The organism is Ramlibacter sp. 2FC (genome assembly GCF_005503345.1).
GTDB lineage: Bacteria > Pseudomonadota > Gammaproteobacteria > Burkholderiales > Burkholderiaceae_C > SCMQ01.
In genome coordinates, this window is record NZ_SCMM01000011.1 from 1 (window position 1) to 18,498 (window position 18,498).

An 18,498-nucleotide genomic window follows, 5' to 3' on the forward strand; every position below is an offset into this window, starting at 1 on the left:
GTCGCGACCAAACACGCCCGACGACAGACCATAGGCGCTGTCGTTGGCCACGTCTATGGCCTCTTGCGGCCCCTTGACGCGCACGACCACGGTGATCGGGCCGAAGGTTTCCTCGTCGTAGATCTTCATGTTCGGCTTGACGTGGTCCAAGATGGTGGCGGGCATCACTGCACCCGAGGCCACCCCGCCGCAAACCAGCTTTGCGCCCTTGTCCAGTGCGTCCTGCAGCAAGTCGTTGATCCGCGTGCCCGAGTGGGGGCTGATCATCGGTCCAATGATGCACTGCGGGTTTGCCGCAGGGTCACCACTGCTCAGCTCGTTGGCGCGTGCGGCGAACCTGGCCACGAACTCGTCGGCCACCTTCTCGTCGACCACCAGTCGCTCGGTCGACATGCAGATCTGCCCTTGGTACAGGAAGGAGCCGAATACGGCTGCCTTGACGGCCTCGTCCAGGTCTGCGTCGTCGAGCACCACCAGAGGTGACTTGCCGCCCAGCTCCAGCAGGCAGCGCTTCAGGTGCGTGGCGGCCTTCTGGGCGATGATGCGGCCCACCCGGGTCGAGCCCGTGAAGTTGATACGGCGCACAGCCTTGTGCGCGATCATGGCGTCCACCACATCGCCGGCGGCCTGGGGAGCGTTGCTGAGGTAGTTGAGCACGCCGGCCGGGAAGCCCGCCTCGACCAGGGCTTCCGCCACCAGAGCGTGGGTGCGCGGGCTGGATTCGGATCCACGGAAGACCACGGTGTTGCCGCACACGATGGGGTAGGCGATCGCGCGTGCCGCCAGTACCACGGTACCGTTCCAGGGCACGATGCTCAGGATCACGCCTACAGGCTGACGCAGCGTCATCGACAATGCGCCCGGCTTGTCGGTGGGAATCGTCTCACCTTGAATCTGCGTGGCCAGGGACGCCGCTTCGCGGAACACATTGGCTGCGAGGTGGACGTTGAAACCCGCCCACAGCGCCGACGCACCCACCTCGCGAGCCATTGCCTCGATGAACTGAGGTGTCTTGGCCTCGAGAATATCCGCGGCCTTCAGCAGCAGGCGGCGTCGTTCGCTGTGTGGTGAGCGGCGCCAGGCCTTGAAAGCTGCGCTCGCCGACTCGACGGCGCGCACGGCGTCGGCGACCCCTGCGGCTGCCGAGCGCGTCACGACTTCGTCGGATACCGGGTGCCGACGCTCGAACATGGCACCGTCTTGGGCATGAGCCCATTGGTTGTCAATGAGAAGTTGGGATTCCATGGTCTTTAAATGTTTTCAAGGAAGTGGTTGGAAAAAAGGGCCGTGGTCGGGGTCTCATGCTCACGTGGGCGGCAGCAGGATGTCCGCCATCCGTTCACCGATCAGGACGCAGGTGGCCATCGTCGCCACGCTGGCGATTCGGGGCATGATGGAACTGTCGGCGATGCGCAGGCCTTGCACGCCGTTGACGCGCAGCTTGGCGTCGACGACAGCCTGCGAGTCCTTGCCCATGCGGCAGGTGCCGCTGGCATGGAAGTAGGTGGTCGCGCCATTGCGAATGAAGGCTTCCATTTCCTTGCCCTTGAGCGACTTTGCCGGCACCACTTCTCTCTTGACGAAGTCGCGCATGGGGCCGGAGTTGCCGATTTCCCGGGCCAGTTCGATGCCAGCCGCAAGCGCCTTCACGTCATCGGGATGGCTCAGGAACTGGGCGTCGACGACCGGGCGATCATCTGGCTTGGCAGAGCGAAGCGACACCGTTCCTCGGCTCTTGGGGGCCACCAGGCCTGCGCACAGCGCCCAGCTGGTGGGCGGCGGCGCATAGTCCTTGGCAACCACCTCGCTTGCATAGGGAAGTTCGATCTGGACCAGGTTCACGTCCGGCGACGTTGCCGCGCTGTTGCTGGTCCAGAAACCGGATGCTTCCGCTGCGCTGTTGCGGTGGGGCATGGCCTCCTTGGGTTCCCATAGACATCCGCCGTGCAGGAGGTGGTCCTGGAAATTGCGGCCGACCTCGGGCGCATGCATGACCGCCTTGATGCCGTGCGCGCGCAGCTGCTTTTCATCGCCAATGCCGCTGAGCATCAGCAACTTGGGCGTGTTGACCCCACCGGCAGACAGTACGACCTCGGTCCTGGCCTCGACCTGGGCCACCGTGCCGCCACGATTGAGCTGCACGCCAGTCACCCGTTGGCCAGAGAACGTGAGGCGGTCGACATGGGCATTGACCAGCAGAGTGACGTTCTCGCGGGCGAGAACCGGATAAAGGTAGGCCCGCGCCATGCTGTTGCGTTGCCCGTTCTTGATGATCTGGTTCATCAGCGCAAAGCCGTTGCCACGTTCTTCACGTGCGCCGTTGAGATCGTCAAGCACTGGCAGACCCAGGCTCCTGCAACCGGCCAACATGGCCGGCGCCAGCGGGTGCGGGTCATGCGCAGGCTGGCACCAGACGGGGCCGCCCTTGCCACGATAGCGTGCGCTGGGCGTGCCCTGCCAGTCTTCCAGGCGCCGGTAGATGGCGAGCCCGGATTCATAACCCCAGGCACTGTCGCCGCTGACCTCGGCCCAATGGTCCAGATCGCTCTTGAAGGGCCGTGCCCAGATCGTGGCGTTGATGCTGCTGCCTCCGCCGACCACCTTGCCCATGTGTTCGGGAATGGGCCGGTTGTTCGTGAACGGCGTGGCAATGGCCACGTCTTTCCAATCCCGCTCGGTTCCCAGGTTGGTGAACCATACGCCCGGGTTCATCACCGATGGCGCCACATCCCAATCGCCGGCTTCGATCAGCAGGATGCTGGCCTCGGTGCGCTGTGCCAGGCGGCCTGCCAGAGCGCACCCGGCGCTCCCGGTACCCACGACGATGTAGTCATAGCTGGACTGCAATTTTGCCGCCCGCTCCGTCTGATTGGCACGAATGGCCTCCAGCTCATCTGCCAGCACCTGAAGGCCGGTGGTCGATAAGCCTGCTGCCGTGACGGCCCGGATGAAGGCCCGGCGGGACAGCCGTCCCCTGATGAACGCGCGCTCCAGGCGCTCCTGAAGCGAGTCGTGGCGCCGTGCCTCGGCGAATTCGATGGTGTGATCTTGCATGCATGTCTCCGCGTGATGCAGACCCAGCCCACATGGCCACCACGACCACGGCTGGGCGCTCACAGGAGGCAAGCGTAGGGATCACGGCCTCCTCACGGCACATCGGGAAAACCCTTGCGCCGGATTGTTCCGTTATGAGACAAGCCAGGGCCTGTGCACTGGGCCTCCTCAGGGACAGTCGCCTTGGGCTTGCTTGAGGCGGCGATAGATCAGTCCGCGCGAGACGTGCAACTGCCTGGCCGCCTCCGATATGTTGCCGCCGAAGGCGCGCACCGTTCGCGCGATGAGCTCCTGGTCTGACGCTCGCAGCGAGGGTGGGGGGGCCGGCGGAGGATCAGCGGCAGTCGCCGCAGCATCGTGCAGACTCTCTTCGAAAGCTTGCGCCGATGATCCAGGCGCGACCGACGCCGGGAGGCAAAGTGCTGTGGGCGGTGCTTCGGTCGTTTCGCGGCGGATGTTCAATCCACGAAGACCATCCGGCGCCTGCATGAATGCGCGCATCCAGACAGACAGGCCATTGGCCAGCCTCATCGGCGTTGCTCCCGCCTGGGGCAGCGCCAGTAGACGATCCAGGCTCACCCCGAAGATGCCATCCACGCCGGGCAGAAGGTCTTGCCTTCCAGAGAGATCCATGCCCAGGAGACGGGAGGCCACGCCATTGGCCCAGGTCAGGCGCCCTTGTCCGTCGATCCCCGCGAGTCCCACCATCGGCGTATCGAGAAGTGATGGGCTGACCTGCAAACGAAGCAGCAGGTGCTCGTTCGCCTGGGCCGTCAACAGTCTGTTTTCGATGGACGTGGCGTACAGAGAGACGACCGCGGCTGCATCGAAGTCAAACGGCAAACCCTCGCTGGAGATGTTCAACACGCCCGCAAGCTGGCCCCGGGTGTTGTGTATGGGGGCGGCCGCGCAGTTCATGGGCTTGACGCTGTCGAAGTAGTGCTCGCCGCCAAGCACGGTGATGACCTTGCCGGTTTTTACGACCAGCGCCGGCGCGGTGGTGCCCGCGGCGTCCTCCGACAGGTTGACGCCGATGCGGTGTGCGACAGGGGTGATCACGTCCTGCGCCCGACCTCCACCGGTGGTGGCGACCAGCACGCCGGATGGATCCGTCAGGATGGCAGAACAGGAAGTGCCGGCGAGCGTTCGCTCGAGCTCTGGGAGCTCGCCGGTCCAGGCCTCCACCAGCTGGCGATTGCGTTGCAGCGCGAGCTGCACACGGCTGTTGGACACGAGGTTGAACTCGACCGACCGTTGCGGGTCGTACCCGAGTCGCTGACAGCGGAACCAGGAGTCCAGAACAGCGTTGCTGACGATGCCCGAAGGAAGCAGGCCTTCTTCGAAGTAGCGCTGACGCGCGAGTTCCACGCGCTGCGTTGCGGAGGTGAAAAAGAGGGCGCGAGGAGCGGAACTCACTGGGTCGTCCTTGGTCGTCGGCTATGTCTGGCGCCGGTGCGGCGCCGATCACTGCCCGGAAATATTGCAGCAAGAACGCCGCGCGCGCCATCACTGATATTGATACGGTGCATGCTGGCCGGTGATGGCAATCGCACGGGATGGCGCCTGTGGCCGTGCCGCTCAGTTGCTGCGGCGCGATTCCGTATCCGCGAAAAGTTCGACGAACAGTTGCCTCAGCCACAGGTTGGCAGGGTCCCTATTGAACTTGGCGTGCCAGAACAAATTGATGGCGATGTCAGGCAGCCGAGCGGGGTGCGGGGATGTGACCAGATTGAAGGCATCCTGGACGCGCTCGGCGAAGCGCTGCGGCACGGTTGCGATCAGGTCCGTGCTTTGCAGGATGGGGCCTACCGCGATGAAGTGCGGCACCAGCAACCTCATGTGCCGCTTGACGCCCGCGCGCTCCAGCAGCCCGTTGATGTCGCTGTGCCCGGTGTCTGCGGGAACGACGCCAACATGTTCCAGCTTGCAGAACTGCTCCAGGCTGACAGGCGTGTGCGCCTCGGGGTGGCCCTTGCGGAACATGCAGACATAGCGGTGGCGGAACAGGCGTCTCTGGAAGAAACCCGTCTGAAGGTCCGGCAGGAGACCCACCGCAAGGTCCACCGACCCGGATTCCATGTCTTCCTTGAGGTTGCTCGCGTGGGGCCTCAGGGTGCTAATCTGTATGTGCGGCGCCCGTTGCGCGAGGGCGTTCATGAGCGGCGGCATGAAGTAGATCTCGCCGATGTCAGTCATCGCCAGGTTGAATGTGCGCCTGCTCGTCATCGGGTCGAAGGAGTCCCGGTGAGTGAGGGCTGACTGCAGGGCGTTGAGCGCGTAAACGACCGGCTCCGCCAGATGGAGCGCATAGGGCGTTGGCTCCATGCCGCGCGAGGTGCGCAGGAACAACTCGTCCTTGAGCACCGCACGCAGACGTTTGAGCGAGTTGCTGACGGCCGGTTGCGTCAGGCCCAGCTTGTCGGCGGCGGTCGAAACGCTGCGGTCGATCAGCAGCTGATTGAAGACCACCAGCAGGTTGAGGTCAATGTCACGCAGGTTCATGGTTGACGAATGATATTCAAGTTGGTGATTCTTTCTATCAAACTCGCTGCATGGACTTATATCACTTCGCTCGCCAGAATTGCTGCATCAGGAGACAACACTCATACACAGAGAGCTGAACATGGAACTCGTCGTCGAACCCCTCAATCGGCAGCTGAATGTCGAAATCGGCAATAACCTGCTGGACGTGCTTCGTACGCACGATATTCCGATTTCCTACAGCTGCATGGCCGGCCGCTGCGGCACCTGCCGCTGCCGGGTGGTCAAGGGTCAGGTGCTGGACAGCGGACCGGAAGCAGGTCGCCCCCAGGCCGGCGCCGACACCTATGTGCTTGCCTGCCAGGCCGTGCTGACCGAGAACTGCACCATCGAAGTACCCGAAGTGGACGAGGTGGTGGTGCATCCCGCCCGCATTGTCAAGGGCACCGTCACCGCCATCGAGGAGGCGACGCACGACATCCGTCGCATCCGCGTCAAGCTCGCCAAGTCGCTCGAATTCAGCCCGGGCCAGTACGCCACGCTGCAGTTCACCCCCGATCACATCCGTCCCTACTCGATGGCTGGCCTGCCCGGCGACGATGAGATGGAGTTCCAGATCCGCCTGGTCCCGGACGGCCGCGTCACCGAATACGTGTTCGACCAGCTGGAAGTCGGGGCGTCCATCCGAATCAGCGGCCCGCTGGGTACGGCTTACCTGCGTCGCAAGCACACAGGCCCCATGCTGTGTGTCGGGGGCGGTACAGGGCTGGCCCCGGTGCTTTCAATTGTGCGCGGTGCGCTCGAGACCGGAATGGACAACCCCATCCACCTGTATTTCGGCGTGCGCAGCCAACAGGACCTCTACGACGCCGAGCGCCTGCAGGCGCTGGCGGCCAAGCACCCGAACCTGACCGTGCAGGTCGTGATCGCCACGGGCCCGGTCGCCGAAGGCCAGCGCTCCGGCCTCGTGACCGATGTGATCGAGCGCGACCTGCCTTCGCTGGCAGGGTGGCGCACCTACCTGTGCGGCGCTCCGGCCATGGTCGAGGCCTTGAGCCTTCTCGTCAAGCGGCTAGGTGTGGAGCCCGAGTACATCTACGCCGATGCCTTTTATCCCAGCGGCGTCTGACCCACGCCTTCCCCGGCATGCCCAGTACACACCCAAGGAGACCGAGAGATGAGTGAACCCAAGACAGTGTTTCCCCAGGACCCGAAGTGGCCTGACGACGGCAGCAGCCGAGTGCCCTTCTGGGCGTACACGCGCGAGGATCTGTACAAGCGCGAGCTGGATCGGCTGTTCTACTCTGGTCACTGGTGCTATGTCGGTCTGGAGGCCGAGATTCCCAACCCCGGAGACTTCAAGCGCACCGTGGTGGGCGAGCGCTCGGTCCTCATGGTGCGCGACGCCGACGGGAGCGTGAGCGTGGTCGAGAATGTCTGCGCCCATCGCGGCATGCAGTTTTGCCGCGAGCGACACGGCAACAGAAAGGAATTCGTCTGCCCCTACCACCAATGGAGCTACACCCTCAAAGGCGACCTGCAGGGCGTGCCGTTTCGGCGCGGTGTCAAGCAGGATGGCAAGGTCCATGGCGGCATGCCCGCGGACTTCAAGACTGCCGATCACGGACTGACCAAGCTCAAGGTGGCCACCCGCGGTGGCGTTGTCTTTGCGTCATTCGACCCGGACATCGAATCGCTCGAGGATTTCATGGGGCCCACGATCCTTGGCTATTTCGACCGCCTGTTCAACGGCCGCAAGCTCAAGATCCTCGGCTACAACCGGCAGCGCATTCCGGGCAACTGGAAGCTGATGCAGGAAAACATCAAGGATCCGTATCACCCGGGCCTGCTGCACACCTGGTTCGTCACGTTCGGCCTTTGGCGCGCCGACAACAAGTCCGAGCTCAAGATGGATGCGCGCCATCGTCATGCCGCGATGATCTCCACGCGCGGCCAGGGCGGCAAGTCCGAGCAGGTCACGCAGGTGTCGAGCTTCAAGGAGAGCATGCAGCTCAACGACCCGCGCTTTCTCGACATCGTGCCCGAGCCCTGGTGGGGCGGCCCGACGGCCGTCATGACGACCCTGTTTCCGAGCGTCATCCTGCAGCAGCAGGTCAACAGCGTGTCGACCCGCCATATCCAGCCCAACGGGCATGGCTCGTTCGACTTTGTCTGGACCCATTTCGGCTTCGAGGATGACAGCGAGGAGATGACGCAGCGCCGCCTGCGCCAGGCCAACCTGTTCGGGCCCGCGGGCTTCGTCTCGGCCGACGATGGCGAGGTGATCGAGCTTTCGCAGCAGGGATTCGAGCAGAAGCCGTTTCATCGCAGCTTGGTCGAACTCGGCGGCCGCGAGGTCGAGAACACCGACCACATGGTGACTGAAACCCTGATTCGCGGCATGTACCGCTACTGGCGCGAGGTGATGGAAAAGCCCCAGGCCGAGCCCGCGGCGGATTGTGCCCACGGCCGCGACTGAGAAAGGAAGCACGATGGACTTCGAGACCTACCACGCACTGACCCAGCTCTACGCCGACTACGCCAGTGCGGTCGATTCCGGCAACTGGGACCTGTGGCCCGAATTCTTCACGGAGGACTGCGTGTATCGCCTGCAGCCGCGCGAGAACCATGAGCGCGGCTTCCCGCTGGCTACGCTGTCGTTCGAAAGCAAGGGCATGCTGAAGGACCGCGTCTACGGCATCCGCGAAACGCTGTTTCACGACCCTTACTACCAGCGCCATGTGGTCGGCGCACCGGTCGTTCGCAAGATCGTCGACGGCCGGTTCGAATGCGAGGCCAATTACGCTGTTCTTCGCACCAAGCTGTCCCAGGTGTCGACCGTGTTCAACGTGGGGCGCTACATCGACACCGTGGTGCGCACAGCCGAAGGCTTGAAGTTCAAGTCGCGCCTGTGCATTTACGACAGCGAAATGATCCCCAACTCGATCATCTACCCCATTTGAGGCACCTATGAGCAACCCGGACTGGATTGATGCTGCCGCCCGCGACGACGTACCCGAGGGCGACGTGGTCGGTGTCAACGTGGCGGGCAAGGACATTGCTCTCTACGAGGTCGAGGGCGAGATCTTCGCCACCGACAACCTGTGCACGCACGGCGCGGCGCGCTTGAGCGACGGGTTCCTGGAGGGGCGCGAGATCGAGTGCCCCCTGCACCAGGGGCGCTTCGATGTCTGCAGCGGTAAGGCGATGTGTGCGCCGCTGACCGAGGACATCAGAACCTACCCGGTAAAGATCGAGAACATGCGCGTGATGCTCCGACTCGACTGATCGAAACGGTGCTGGCGCAAGCCGGCACACCCGCCTTCTGCCGTTGCGTCTTCGCCAACGGTGGACCTTCCTTACAGGAGACAACTGTGTATTCCAAATCCGTTATCAAAACGCTGGTGGCCGGCGCCTCCCTGCTGGCCCTGCAGGCTGTTCAGGCCGAAGTGAAGATCGGCTTCTCCGGTCCGCTGTCGGGCCCCGTCGCCGCGGTCGGCCAGGATCAGTACGATGGCTTCATGTTGGGCATCGAGTCGCTGGGCAAGAAGCTCGGCGGGCAGCCCGTGACCGTGCTGCGCGAGGACGATCAACTCAAGCCCGAGCTGGGCAACCAGATTGCGCGCAAGTTCATCGACCGCGACAAGGTGGACGCCATCGTCGGCCTGGGATTTTCCAATGTCCTGATGGCCAGTCTGCCTCGCATCGTCGAGTCGGGCACGGTGGTCATTGCCACCAACGCGGGTCCGTCGCCCATCGCCGGCAGTGGCTGTCTGCCCAATGTGTTCTCCGCAGCCTGGCAGAACGATGGCGCAGCCGAGGCCATGGGCAAGTTTGCACAGGACAGTGGCTACAAGCGCGTTTACCTGATGGCCCCCAACTACCAGGCCGGCAAGGACTACATCGCCGGGTTCAAGCGCTACTACAAGGGGCAGGTCCTCGACGAGGTGTACACCCAAGTCAACCAACCGGACTACTCTGCCGAAATCGCGCAACTCCAGGCGGCCGGCCCGGATGCTGTGTTCGTCTTCTATCCTGGAGGCATGGGCGTGAACTTCGTCAAGCAGTTCAGCCAGGCCGGCCTGAGCAAGCGCGTGCCCATGCTGTCGGCCTTCACGGTCGATGGAACGACCATGCCGTCCCTGCGCGATGCGGCCGTGGGCACCATCACGGGCGCCATGTGGGATGTCGCGCTCAAGACCCCGGGCAACGCCGAGTTCGTGGCCAACTTCAGCAAGAAGTACGGTCGCGTGCCGAGCCACTACGCCGCCGTAGGCTACGACACCGCGCGCCTGCTCGACCTGGCTGTGGGTAAGGTCAAGGGCAACACTTCCGACAAGGCGGCTTTCGCTGCGGCAGTCAAGGCCGCAGGCGCCGAGCTCAAGGCCGTGCGTGGGCCGTTCCGCTTCAACGCCAACAACATGCCGGTGCAGAATTACTACGCCTTCCAGGTGGCCAAGGAGGGCTCGCAGGTGGTGGTCAAGCAGATCGGCACGCCCTTGCAGGAACACCAGGACGCTTACGTCTCCCAGTGCAAGCCGAGGTAAGACATGACGGCTTCCCTGCTCATCGCGCAGCTGCTCAACGGCCTGCAGTACGGCGTCATGCTGTTCCTGCTGGCCGCCGGGCTCACGCTGGTGTTCGGCATCATGAGCTTCGTGAACCTGGCTCACGGCTCGCTGTACATGCTGGGTGCCTATGCGGCCGCCGTGGTCGGTGTGCACACCGAGTCTTTCGCGCTGGGGGTTCTGGCGGCGCTGGCCACCGGCGTGGTGGTCGGCTTGCTGCTGGAATGGGTGGCTGTTTCGCGCCTGTACCGGCGCGACCACCTGGACCATGTGCTGGCGACCTTCGGCCTGGTGCTGTTCTTCAACGAGGTGGTGCGAATGGTCTGGGGACCTCAGCCGGTCTTCGTCTCGCTGCCTGAGGCCCTGTCCGGCACGGTGGAGCTGCTCGGCTTCACCTACCCGACCTACCGTTTCCTGATCATCGTCGTCGGTCTGCTGGTGGCTGCCGGTAGCCAGTGGCTGATCCACAAGACGCGCGTGGGCATGCTCATCCGCGCCGGCTCGGTGAATCCGCAGATGGTGGGCGCCCTGGGCGTGAACATCCGCTTGCTCAATGCCATGCTGTTCGCGCTGGGTGCGGCGCTGGCGGCGCTCGCGGGGGCCATGGCAGGCCCCATTCTGTCGGTGCAAAGCGGCATGGGCGAGCCGGTGCTGATCACCACGCTGGTGGTCATCGTCATCGGCGGCATCGGCTCGGTGCACGGTGCGCTCTACGCCGGCATCATCGTCGGCCTGGTCGACACGCTGGGCCGCACCTTCCTGCCGATGCTGATCCGTGAGTTCGCCGACCGGGAAGTGGCCAACGCGGCAGGGCCGGCACTGGCCTCCATGCTGATCTACCTGCTCATGGCGGTGATCCTCGCTTGGCGACCACAGGGCCTGTTCCCGGCTCACAAGGGGAAATGATGAACAAGTTCCTGCGACCGGCGCAACTGCTGCCGGTGATCCTCATGCTCGTCCTGGCTGCGGTGCCCACGGTGGCTGCAGCCACGAACGACAACTTTCTCGTGGCCTTCGTGGCCCGGGTATTGATCTACGCGATCGCCGCCAGCGCGCTCAACATCGCGCTGGGTTTCGGTGGGCTCGTCAGCCTGGGTCATGCCCTGTTCATCGGCATCGGCATGTACAGTGTGTCCCTGCCTGCGTACTATGGCATCACCTCGGGCTGGGCTCAGTTGGGCATGTGCGTGGTCGCCTGCGTGCTCGTCGGCGGGCTCACCGGGCAGATCAGTCTGCGCACCTCGGGCATCGCCTTCATCATGATCACCCTGGCGTTCGCGCAGATGGGTTATTTCGTCATCGTCAGCCTCAAGCAGTACGGCGGCGACGACGGCATGAGCGTCCCCACGCCCAGCGAGTTCTTCGGATGGCAGCTGGCCACGCCCCAGGACGTGTTCTACGCGGCCTGGCTGTTGCTTGCCTTGTTGGTGTACTGGCTGACGCGGCTGCGCAACTCGCCCTTTGGCATGACCTTGCGTGGGGGGCGACAGAACGACCGCCGCGTGGCCTCTGTCGGGCTGCCGTTGCAGCGCTACCAGCTCACCGCCTATGTTCTCTCCGCGGTCTTCTGCGGCATCGCCGGCATGCTGCTGGCGAACCTCAACGCCTATGCGTCGCCGAGCAGCATGTCGTGGATGGTCTCGGGCGAGCTCATCGTGATGGTGGTGCTTGGCGGCATGGGCACCGTCTTCGGCCCCGTGCTGGGGACGCTGGCCTTTCTCGGCATCGAGGAGGTTCTCAAGGCCTACACCGAGCATTGGATGGCCGTATTTGGCCTGGTGATCCTCGCGGTTGCGATGCTGGGCAAGACCGGCATCATCGGCTGGTTCGAGAAGCTGGGGGCGAGCCTGGGCGGTGCCAAGGAGCGCTCTGCTCGTTCCGCGCTTGCGGCAAGGGGGAGCGCGCAATGAGCAGCTTGTTGCATACCCAGGCGATCACCAAGCGCTACGGCGCCTTGCTCGTCACCGATGAGGTTTCGCTGGACATCCGGCAAGGTGAGCTCCATGCCATCATCGGCCCCAACGGGGCAGGCAAGACGACGCTGATCAACCAGCTTTCGGGTGAGCTGCGCTCGGACAGCGGACAGATCCACTTCGCGGGCGAGGACGTCACGGCCCAGGGCATCTATGCCAGGGCGCGGCGGGGTCTGGTGCGCTCATACCAGATCACTTCGGTCTTCGACGAGTTCACGGTGCGCGAGAATGCTGCGCTGGCCGCCCGCGGGGCGCGCACGCACGCCTTCAGTTTCTGGAAGCCCCTGCTCGAGGACAAGGCTGCTTTGGCGGCGGCCGACGAAGGCATAGCGGCGGCGGGCCTGGCCTCGCGAGCCAACGTCCTGGCTTCCGAGCTGGGCTATGGCGAGCGCCGCCAGCTGGAGCTGGCCATGGCGCTGGCTTCGCGTCCCAAGTTCCTGCTGCTCGATGAGCCGATGGCCGGCATGAGCGTGCAGGAGTCGGCGGCGGTGGTCGAGCTTCTCAAGTCGCTCAAGCGACGCTACACCATCCTGCTGGTCGAGCACGACATGAATGCCGTCTTTGCCCTGGCCGACCGTATCAGCGTGCTCGTCTACGGGCGCATCCTCACCACCGGCACGCCCGAGGAGATCCGCGGCAACGAGGAAGTCCGCAGCATCTACCTGGGCGAAGAGGAGGTCGGCGAAGCATGAAGAACTTCCTGAACGTCAGCGGCCTGAAGGCCGGTTACGGTGCCGCCCAGGTCTTGTTCGGCGTCGATTTCTCGATGAAAGAGGGCGAGGTAATGACCCTGCTCGGGCGCAACGGCATGGGGCGATCGACCACCATCAAGTGCCTCTTCGGACTGCTCCCGCCCAAGGGCGGGCAGATCGAGTTCGATGGCAAGGCTGTGGAAGGCTTGGCCTCGTACCAGATTGCCAGGCTGGGTCTGGGCCTGGTGCCCGAGGGACGCCAAGTGTTTCCGAACCTGACGGTGGAGGAGAACCTGGTTGCCACCGCCAGGACCAATCCTGCCAGCAAGCTCAAGCCGTGGACGCTTGATCGTGTCTACGGCTTCTTCCCACGCCTGAAAGAGCGTCGCAGCAACCTGGGCTCCCAGCTGTCGGGGGGCGAGCAGCAGATGTTGGCCATCGGACGGGCGTTGTTGACCAATCCACGGCTGGTGGTCCTCGACGAGGCCACCGAAGGCCTTGCGCCGCTGATCCGTGCAGAGATCTGGCGCGCCCTGGGCGAGCTCAAGTCCGAAGGGCTGTCGATGATCGTGATCGACAAGAACCTCGGCCCCCTCATGGACTTGGCTGACCGTCACTTCGTGATGGAGAAGGGCAAGGTCGTTTGGTCCGGCGATTCGGCAGCCCTGCGCGCCGAGCCGCGCATCGTTCATGAATATCTGGGCGTCTGAGTCGCTGCCAACCGTGATCAACAACATGAAGCAGATGCTCGCGGAGGTGCGAGCAGGAAGAGCGAGGCTCTCAACGACCTGTTCCGCTCTATCGTTGCCCCCACGCCTGCGCCGTTCGGCCTGGGCGCAGCCTGAACGCACACCGTCACCACCGTTTTAAGGAACCGCCATGACCGACTCCGATCAACCGCTCGGCCGCCTGGAAGACCTGCCGCAGGACTACCGCGACGAGCTGACGAAACAGAACCTGGTGCCCCTGTGGCCCAGCCTGCGCGGGGTGCTTCCGCCCAAGGTGCCCACGCGCCAGACGAAGCCGACGTTCTGGTCCTACCAGTCGCTCAAGCCCTTGCTGCTGCAGGCCGGCGAGCTGACGCCGATCGAGAAGGCCGAGCGCCGCGTGCTGGTGCTGGCCAACCCGGGCCACGGCCTGGAGAAGATGCAGGCCAGCGCCGCGATCTACCTGGGCATGCAGCTGCTGCTGCCCGGCGAATGGGCGCCCTCGCACCGCCACACACCCAACGCGGTGCGCATGGTCGTCGAAGGCGAAGGCGCCTGGACCACGGTGGACGGCGAGAAATGCCCGATGAGCCGCGGCGACCTGATCCTCACGCCCACTGGCCTGTGGCACGAGCATGGTCACGACGGCGACCAGCCGGTGGTCTGGCTCGACGTGCTGGACCTGCCCCTGGTCTACTACATGGAGGCCAGCTATCACATCAACGGCGAGCGCCAGACCCAGGTGCCGGGCCGCGGCGACCGCGCCTACGCACGCGGCGGTGTGGTGCCCACGCCGGTGTTCGGTCGGTCCGGCAAGCGCTACCCGATGCTGCGCTACCCCTGGGTGGACGCGCGCGCCGCGCTCGAGGCGCTGGCCGAGGACCAGCCCGACCTGGATGCCGTACAGATCACCTACGTGAACCCCGAGACCGGCGATGACGCCGAGAACATCCTTGGCTTCTACGCGCTGATGCTTCGCCCCGGCCAGACGCTGCGCCTGCCCGCGCGCTCACCGGCCCAGGTGTTCCATCTGATCGAAGGCGGCGTCGAAGTGCAGGTCTTCGGCAGCTCCTTCACGCTGGCCGAGGCCGACACCTGCTGCGCGCCCGGCTACGAAGCCGTCACGCTGAGCAACCGCCTGCCTGACCGCCCCTCCTTCATCTTCATCGCCGACGAGTCGCCGTTGCACCGCAAGCTCGGCGTCTACGAGAACCGGGGCTGACGCTCCCGGACCCCGCCCCGCCATTGCATCGAGGAATTCTTCTCATGACCACCTACCTCTGGAATCCGCCCGCCGTTCAATCCCTGCCCGTGCGCGGCAAGGCCGAGCGCCTGCCCGTCAACCGCATCTTCTGCGTCGGCCGCAACTACCACGCGCATGCGGTCGAGATGGGTCGCCCGGTCGACAAGTCGGTCGAGCGCCCGTTCTATTTCACCAAGTCGCCGCAGACCCTGGTGCAAAGCGGCGCCACCGTGGCCTACCCACCCGGCACCACGAACTACCACTTCGAGATGGAGCTCGTGCTCGTGATCGGCAAGCCGGGGTTTCGTGTGCCGGTCGAGCGCGCGCACGAGATCGTTTACGGCTACGCCTGCGGCCTGGACATGACGCGGCGCGACCTGCAGCTGGTGGCGCGTGACAAGGGCCGCCCCTGGGACCTGGGAAAGGACGTGGAACAGTCCTCGGTGTGCAGCGAAATCGTGCCTATGGAGGGCACGGTCATCGACCATGGCGCCATCGAACTGAGCGTCAACGGCCATGTCAAGCAGAGTTCCGACGTGGACAAGCTGATCTGGAACATTCGGGAGATCATCGCCGACCTCTCGCTCTTCTATCACCTTGAGCCGGGCGACCTGATCTATACCGGCACGCCCGAGGGCGTTGGCCCTGTGGTGGCGGGCGACAAGATCACCGGCCGTGTCGAGGGCGTGGGTGAGATCGCGCTGAACGTCGGCCCGGCCGAGTGATGAAGCTCTACAACTTCTTTCGCAGCGGCACCTCGCACCGCCTGCGCATTGCGCTCAATCTCAAAGGGCTGGACACGGAGTACGTGGCCGTGGACCTGCGAACCGAACAGCACCTGCAGGAGGCGTTCAAGGCGGTCAACCCACAGCAGTTGGTGCCCGCGCTGGACACGGGCGAGCAGATTCTGATCCAGTCGCCGGCCATCATCGAGTGGCTGGAGGAGAAGTACCCCACCCCGGCGCTGCTGCCGACTGCGGCGCTGGAGCGCGCTCACGTGCGGGCTCTGGCGGCCCTCGTGGGCTGCGACATCCATCCGGTGAACAACCGCCGCATCCTCGAGTACCTGCGCAAGCAGTTCGGCGCCGACGCTGCCGCTGTCGACGCTTGGTGCGGCACCTGGATCAACGCCGGCTTCAGCGCCTACGAGGCATTGATGGCATCGGCCCCGAAGCGCGGGCGCTTCAGCTTCGGCGACACACCTACGCTGGCCGACGTCTACCTGGTGCCCCAGGTGGAGAGTGCGCGCCGCTTCAACGTGGACCTCACGCCCTATCCGTTGATTCGCGCGGTGGATGCCGCCTGCGGCGAGCTCGATGCCTTCAGGCGTGCGGCGCCTTCCGTGCAGCCCGACGCGGCCTGAGCCGGCAGCTTTCCCCGCAAGCCTTGGCCCGGCCATCGAGCGATGGCGTCAGGTGCCGGATTCGATCTGGACGCTGCGCCTTCGGTTGAGCGTCGCACCCGCAGGCGGCCCGGAACCTTGCCCGCATTGCGCCGCGGTCAGCGCTCGACGGCGTTATTGACCCAGTAGGATCAGTGCTTCAAGTACGCTGCGACGAGTTCAGCCCAGAAGGCCGCGCCCGGCTCGATGATGTCGTCGTTGTAATCGTAGCTGGGGTTATGCACCGTGCAGGCCCCGGGCGTGCCCGGACCGCCGTTGCCGACGAAGAAATAGCAGCCAGGCACCTCGTTCAGCATGAAGGCAAAGTCTTCGCTGGCGGTTAGCGGCGGGCCGTCGGGGTCGACGCGTTCAGGGCCGAACAAACGGGTCGCCACGTCGATCGCCAGTTTGGTTTCCCTGGGGGTGTTGACCAGCACGTCGTAGCCATCCCGCCAGTCGACAGTGGCCTTTACCCTGTAGCTGGCCGCCTGCAGCTCGACCAGTTCGAAGATGCGCGTCTTGAGCAGCTGGCGCACCTGCGGGTCCAGCGCCCGCACGCTCAGCTCCAGCCGGGCCTCCTCGGGGATGACGTTGTTGGCCTGGCCCGCATGCAACGCGCCGACCGAGACCACGCCCGACTTCACCGGATCGACGTTCCTGGCCACGATGGTCTGCAGGGCCATCACGACGGATGCCGCGGCCACCACGGTGTCGACCGACTCGTGCGGCAGGGCGCCGTGCCCACCCACCCCCGTGAGGGTGATGGTCACGTTATCGCTCGACGCCATGGCCGGCCCGGTCCTGAACTTGAAGCACCCGGTCTCGATGCCCGGTAGGTTGTGCAGGGCATAAACGGCATCGCAAGGGAATTTCTCGAACAGGCCGTCGGCGAGCATCTGCAGTGCGCCGCCGGCTCCCTCCTCCGCCGGCTGGAAGATCAGATGGAGCGTGCCGTCGAAGGCAATGTCCTCCGCGATGATCCGGGCCGCCGCCAGCAGCGTAGCCGTATGACCGTCGTGACCGCAGGCGTGCATGCGGCCGGGCGTGCGGCTCCTCCATTCGGCGGTTCCCATCTCCTGGATGGGCAGGGCATCCATGTCGGCCCGTATGCCCATCGACCGCGTGCCGCTGCCGCGTCGCAGGGTGCCCACCACGCCTGTCCGCCCCAGGCCGGTGGTGACCTCGTAGCCCCAGTCGCCCAGCTTCTGCGCCACGAGTGCGGCCGTGCGGTGCTCCTCGAACGCGAGCTCGGGGTGGGCGTGGATGTCCCGACGGATGCGGATGAACTCGCCGATGCGCTCCGACAGCGAATGACCAAGGTAGGTGGCTTCCATCAGTTCCTCCTGGCTGCCGTCACTGCGGCTTCAGGTTCATCGACTTGGCGATCGCTTGGTACTTGGCCGTATTCTCTGCATACAGCTTGGCCACGGCCGCCAGCGGCTGGGGGCGCGGCACGATCATGGCTTGCGCTTCCAGGGCATCGCGCACCGTCGCATCGTTCGCGACTTCGCTCAACGCCTTGTGCAGCGCCTGCACCACAGGCTCGGGCGTGTCCTTGTGGACGAAGTAGCCGGCCCAGGTATCGAACACGAAGCCCTTGAGCGCGGTGCTCTCGTTGAGCGTCGGAACCTTCTTGAACAGCTCCTGGCGCTCTGCCGACAGCACAGCCGGCGCCTTGAGCTTGCCGTCTTCCACCAGTTGCACCTGCCCTTTGCCATAGGGCGTCATGAAAATGTCGACCTGGCCACCCAGGAGGTCCTGCACAGCCGGCGCGCCGCCCTTGTAGGCAACGTGGGTCATGGGTACGCCTGTCAGTTTGGACATGTGCTCGCCCAGCAGGTGGTACAGCGAGCCGGGGCCCACGCTTGCGAAGGTCATGGGCTTGCCGGCGGCGGCAGTCTTCTTCGCATAAGCCACCAGTTCGTCGCCATTGCCGGCAGGCAGGTCCTTGCGGGCCAGCATCACCAGCGGGTTGATGGTGATCATCTGCACCAGGCGGAAGTCCTCGGGCTTGTACTTGATGGCGGCGTTCGACAGGGGGGCCAGAATCAACTCATTGGGCGAGCCCTGGAAAACCATGTGACCGTCGGCCGGGCTGTTGAGGACCTTTTGCGCCGCGATGCCCCCGCCGGCTCCGCCCAGGTTCTCGACCAGTACCGGCTGGCCCAGGCGCTTGGCCAGGACCGTGTTGACGGTGCGTGCGATCACGTCCGATACCCCGCCGGCCGGATACGGCACCATGAGCGTCACGGGCTTGGAGGGGAAGTTCTGTGCCGACGCAGCGCCACAGATCAAAAGGCTGCCGAGTGCGCCGGCCAGCGCCTTGAGAGGGGATTTCATTTCTGACTCCTGTGCAAGATGGAATGTTTCCCGGGTCATCTTAGAGACGTAGAATCATG

Annotated in this window: 18 protein-coding genes; 12 read left to right on the top strand and 6 right to left on the bottom strand. The window is 64.7% G+C overall.

Going from position 1 to position 18,498, the window contains the following annotated elements:
* The 4 genes from FFS10_RS06860 to FFS10_RS06875 all read right to left on the bottom strand — a co-directional run.
* Positions 1-1,245: aldehyde dehydrogenase (locus tag FFS10_RS06860; protein ID WP_137892916.1), on the bottom strand; the 1,245-nt coding region annotated here is incomplete at its 3' end.
* A gap of 60 nt (positions 1,246-1,305) precedes the next feature.
* Entirely contained in the window at positions 1,306-3,054 is a 1,749-nt protein-coding gene (locus tag FFS10_RS06865) for a GMC family oxidoreductase (protein ID WP_137892918.1), read from the bottom strand.
* A 168-nt stretch (positions 3,055-3,222) separates the two neighbouring features.
* Complete coding sequence (locus tag FFS10_RS06870; protein ID WP_137892920.1) at positions 3,223-4,422, bottom strand: GAF domain-containing protein; 1,200 nt, start codon at positions 4,420-4,422, stop codon at positions 3,223-3,225.
* 210 nt (positions 4,423-4,632) lie between these two features.
* Positions 4,633-5,556, bottom strand: coding sequence for a LysR family transcriptional regulator (locus FFS10_RS06875; protein WP_137892922.1), 924 nt, complete (start codon positions 5,554-5,556; stop codon positions 4,633-4,635).
* 121 nt (positions 5,557-5,677) lie between these two features.
* On the opposite strand from FFS10_RS06875, the gene FFS10_RS06880 reads away from it, so the two are divergent.
* The 12 genes from FFS10_RS06880 (at position 5,678) to maiA (ending at position 16,081) form a co-directional block, all read left to right on the top strand.
* Entirely contained in the window at positions 5,678-6,664 is a 987-nt protein-coding gene (locus tag FFS10_RS06880; protein WP_137892924.1) for a 2Fe-2S iron-sulfur cluster-binding protein, read from the top strand.
* A 48-nt stretch (positions 6,665-6,712) separates the two neighbouring features.
* Positions 6,713-8,014: an aromatic ring-hydroxylating dioxygenase subunit alpha gene (locus FFS10_RS06885; protein WP_137892926.1), complete on the top strand. Its 1,302-nt coding sequence runs from the start codon at positions 6,713-6,715 to the stop codon at positions 8,012-8,014.
* Positions 8,015-8,027: 13 nt separating this feature from the next.
* Complete coding sequence (locus FFS10_RS06890; RefSeq protein ID WP_137892928.1) at positions 8,028-8,498, top strand: aromatic-ring-hydroxylating dioxygenase subunit beta; 471 nt, start codon at positions 8,028-8,030, stop codon at positions 8,496-8,498.
* 7 nt (positions 8,499-8,505) lie between these two features.
* Complete coding sequence (gene nagAb / locus FFS10_RS06895) at positions 8,506-8,823, top strand: naphthalene 1,2-dioxygenase/salicylate 5-hydroxylase systems ferredoxin NagAb (protein ID WP_137892929.1); 318 nt, start codon at positions 8,506-8,508, stop codon at positions 8,821-8,823.
* A gap of 86 nt (positions 8,824-8,909) precedes the next feature.
* Positions 8,910-10,082, top strand: coding sequence for an ABC transporter substrate-binding protein (locus FFS10_RS06900; protein WP_137892931.1), 1,173 nt, complete (start codon positions 8,910-8,912; stop codon positions 10,080-10,082).
* A 3-nt stretch (positions 10,083-10,085) separates the two neighbouring features.
* Positions 10,086-11,009, top strand: a complete 924-nt coding sequence (locus tag FFS10_RS06905; RefSeq protein WP_137892933.1) for a branched-chain amino acid ABC transporter permease — start codon at positions 10,086-10,088, stop codon at positions 11,007-11,009.
* On the top strand, positions 11,009-12,013 hold the full coding sequence (locus FFS10_RS06910) for a branched-chain amino acid ABC transporter permease (RefSeq protein ID WP_137893081.1): 1,005 nt from the start codon (positions 11,009-11,011) through the stop codon (positions 12,011-12,013). The genes FFS10_RS06905 and FFS10_RS06910 overlap by 1 nt, the downstream gene beginning before the upstream one ends.
* A complete protein-coding gene (locus FFS10_RS06915) occupies positions 12,010-12,768 on the top strand; it encodes an ABC transporter ATP-binding protein (RefSeq protein WP_137892935.1) in 759 nt (252 codons plus the stop codon). The genes FFS10_RS06910 and FFS10_RS06915 overlap by 4 nt, the downstream gene beginning before the upstream one ends.
* Positions 12,765-13,478, top strand: coding sequence for an ABC transporter ATP-binding protein (locus FFS10_RS06920; protein ID WP_137892937.1), 714 nt, complete (start codon positions 12,765-12,767; stop codon positions 13,476-13,478). Before FFS10_RS06915 ends, FFS10_RS06920 begins: the two co-directional genes overlap by 4 nt.
* Positions 13,479-13,647: 169 nt before the next feature.
* Entirely contained in the window at positions 13,648-14,697 is a 1,050-nt protein-coding gene (locus tag FFS10_RS06925; protein ID WP_137892939.1) for a cupin domain-containing protein, read from the top strand.
* A 44-nt stretch (positions 14,698-14,741) separates the two neighbouring features.
* Positions 14,742-15,443, top strand: a complete 702-nt coding sequence (locus tag FFS10_RS06930; RefSeq protein ID WP_137892941.1) for a fumarylacetoacetate hydrolase family protein — start codon at positions 14,742-14,744, stop codon at positions 15,441-15,443.
* Positions 15,443-16,081: a maleylacetoacetate isomerase gene (gene maiA / locus FFS10_RS06935; protein WP_171016025.1), complete on the top strand. Its 639-nt coding sequence runs from the start codon at positions 15,443-15,445 to the stop codon at positions 16,079-16,081. The genes FFS10_RS06930 and maiA overlap by 1 nt, the downstream gene beginning before the upstream one ends.
* 170 nt (positions 16,082-16,251) lie before the next feature.
* Here maiA and FFS10_RS06940 read toward each other — a convergent pair whose 3' ends face one another.
* Both FFS10_RS06940 and FFS10_RS06945 read right to left on the bottom strand, forming a co-directional pair.
* A complete protein-coding gene (locus tag FFS10_RS06940; protein WP_137892945.1) occupies positions 16,252-17,433 on the bottom strand; it encodes a M20 aminoacylase family protein in 1,182 nt (393 codons plus the stop codon).
* A gap of 19 nt (positions 17,434-17,452) precedes the next feature.
* Positions 17,453-18,439 carry a Bug family tripartite tricarboxylate transporter substrate binding protein gene (locus tag FFS10_RS06945; protein ID WP_137892947.1) on the bottom strand — a complete coding sequence of 329 codons (987 nt, stop codon included), beginning with the start codon at positions 18,437-18,439 and terminating at the stop codon, positions 17,453-17,455.
* Positions 18,440-18,498: the final 59 nt, after the last annotated feature.

What these genes read in the sequence shown, in the direction of transcription:
- FFS10_RS06880 (WP_137892924.1), top strand. Translation starts at nt 5,678, where the DNA reads ATGGAACTCGTCGTCGAACCCCTCAATCGGCAGCTGAATGTCGAAATC.
- FFS10_RS06945 (WP_137892947.1), bottom strand. Translation starts at nt 18,439, where the DNA reads ATGAAATCCCCTCTCAAGGCGCTGGCCGGCGCACTCGGCAGCCTTTTG.
- FFS10_RS06885 (WP_137892926.1), top strand. Translation starts at nt 6,713, where the DNA reads ATGAGTGAACCCAAGACAGTGTTTCCCCAGGACCCGAAGTGGCCTGAC.
- FFS10_RS06925 (WP_137892939.1), top strand. Translation starts at nt 13,648, where the DNA reads ATGACCGACTCCGATCAACCGCTCGGCCGCCTGGAAGACCTGCCGCAG.
- FFS10_RS06915 (WP_137892935.1), top strand. Translation starts at nt 12,010, where the DNA reads ATGAGCAGCTTGTTGCATACCCAGGCGATCACCAAGCGCTACGGCGCC.
- nagAb (WP_137892929.1), top strand. Translation starts at nt 8,506, where the DNA reads ATGAGCAACCCGGACTGGATTGATGCTGCCGCCCGCGACGACGTACCC.
- FFS10_RS06890 (WP_137892928.1), top strand. Translation starts at nt 8,028, where the DNA reads ATGGACTTCGAGACCTACCACGCACTGACCCAGCTCTACGCCGACTAC.
- FFS10_RS06865 (WP_137892918.1), bottom strand. Translation starts at nt 3,054, where the DNA reads ATGCAAGATCACACCATCGAATTCGCCGAGGCACGGCGCCACGACTCG.
- FFS10_RS06930 (WP_137892941.1), top strand. Translation starts at nt 14,742, where the DNA reads ATGACCACCTACCTCTGGAATCCGCCCGCCGTTCAATCCCTGCCCGTG.
- FFS10_RS06940 (WP_137892945.1), bottom strand. Translation starts at nt 17,433, where the DNA reads ATGGAAGCCACCTACCTTGGTCATTCGCTGTCGGAGCGCATCGGCGAG.
- FFS10_RS06905 (WP_137892933.1), top strand. Translation starts at nt 10,086, where the DNA reads ATGACGGCTTCCCTGCTCATCGCGCAGCTGCTCAACGGCCTGCAGTAC.
- maiA (WP_171016025.1), top strand. Translation starts at nt 15,443, where the DNA reads ATGAAGCTCTACAACTTCTTTCGCAGCGGCACCTCGCACCGCCTGCGC.
- FFS10_RS06875 (WP_137892922.1), bottom strand. Translation starts at nt 5,556, where the DNA reads ATGAACCTGCGTGACATTGACCTCAACCTGCTGGTGGTCTTCAATCAG.
- FFS10_RS06920 (WP_137892937.1), top strand. Translation starts at nt 12,765, where the DNA reads ATGAAGAACTTCCTGAACGTCAGCGGCCTGAAGGCCGGTTACGGTGCC.
- FFS10_RS06910 (WP_137893081.1), top strand. Translation starts at nt 11,009, where the DNA reads ATGAACAAGTTCCTGCGACCGGCGCAACTGCTGCCGGTGATCCTCATG.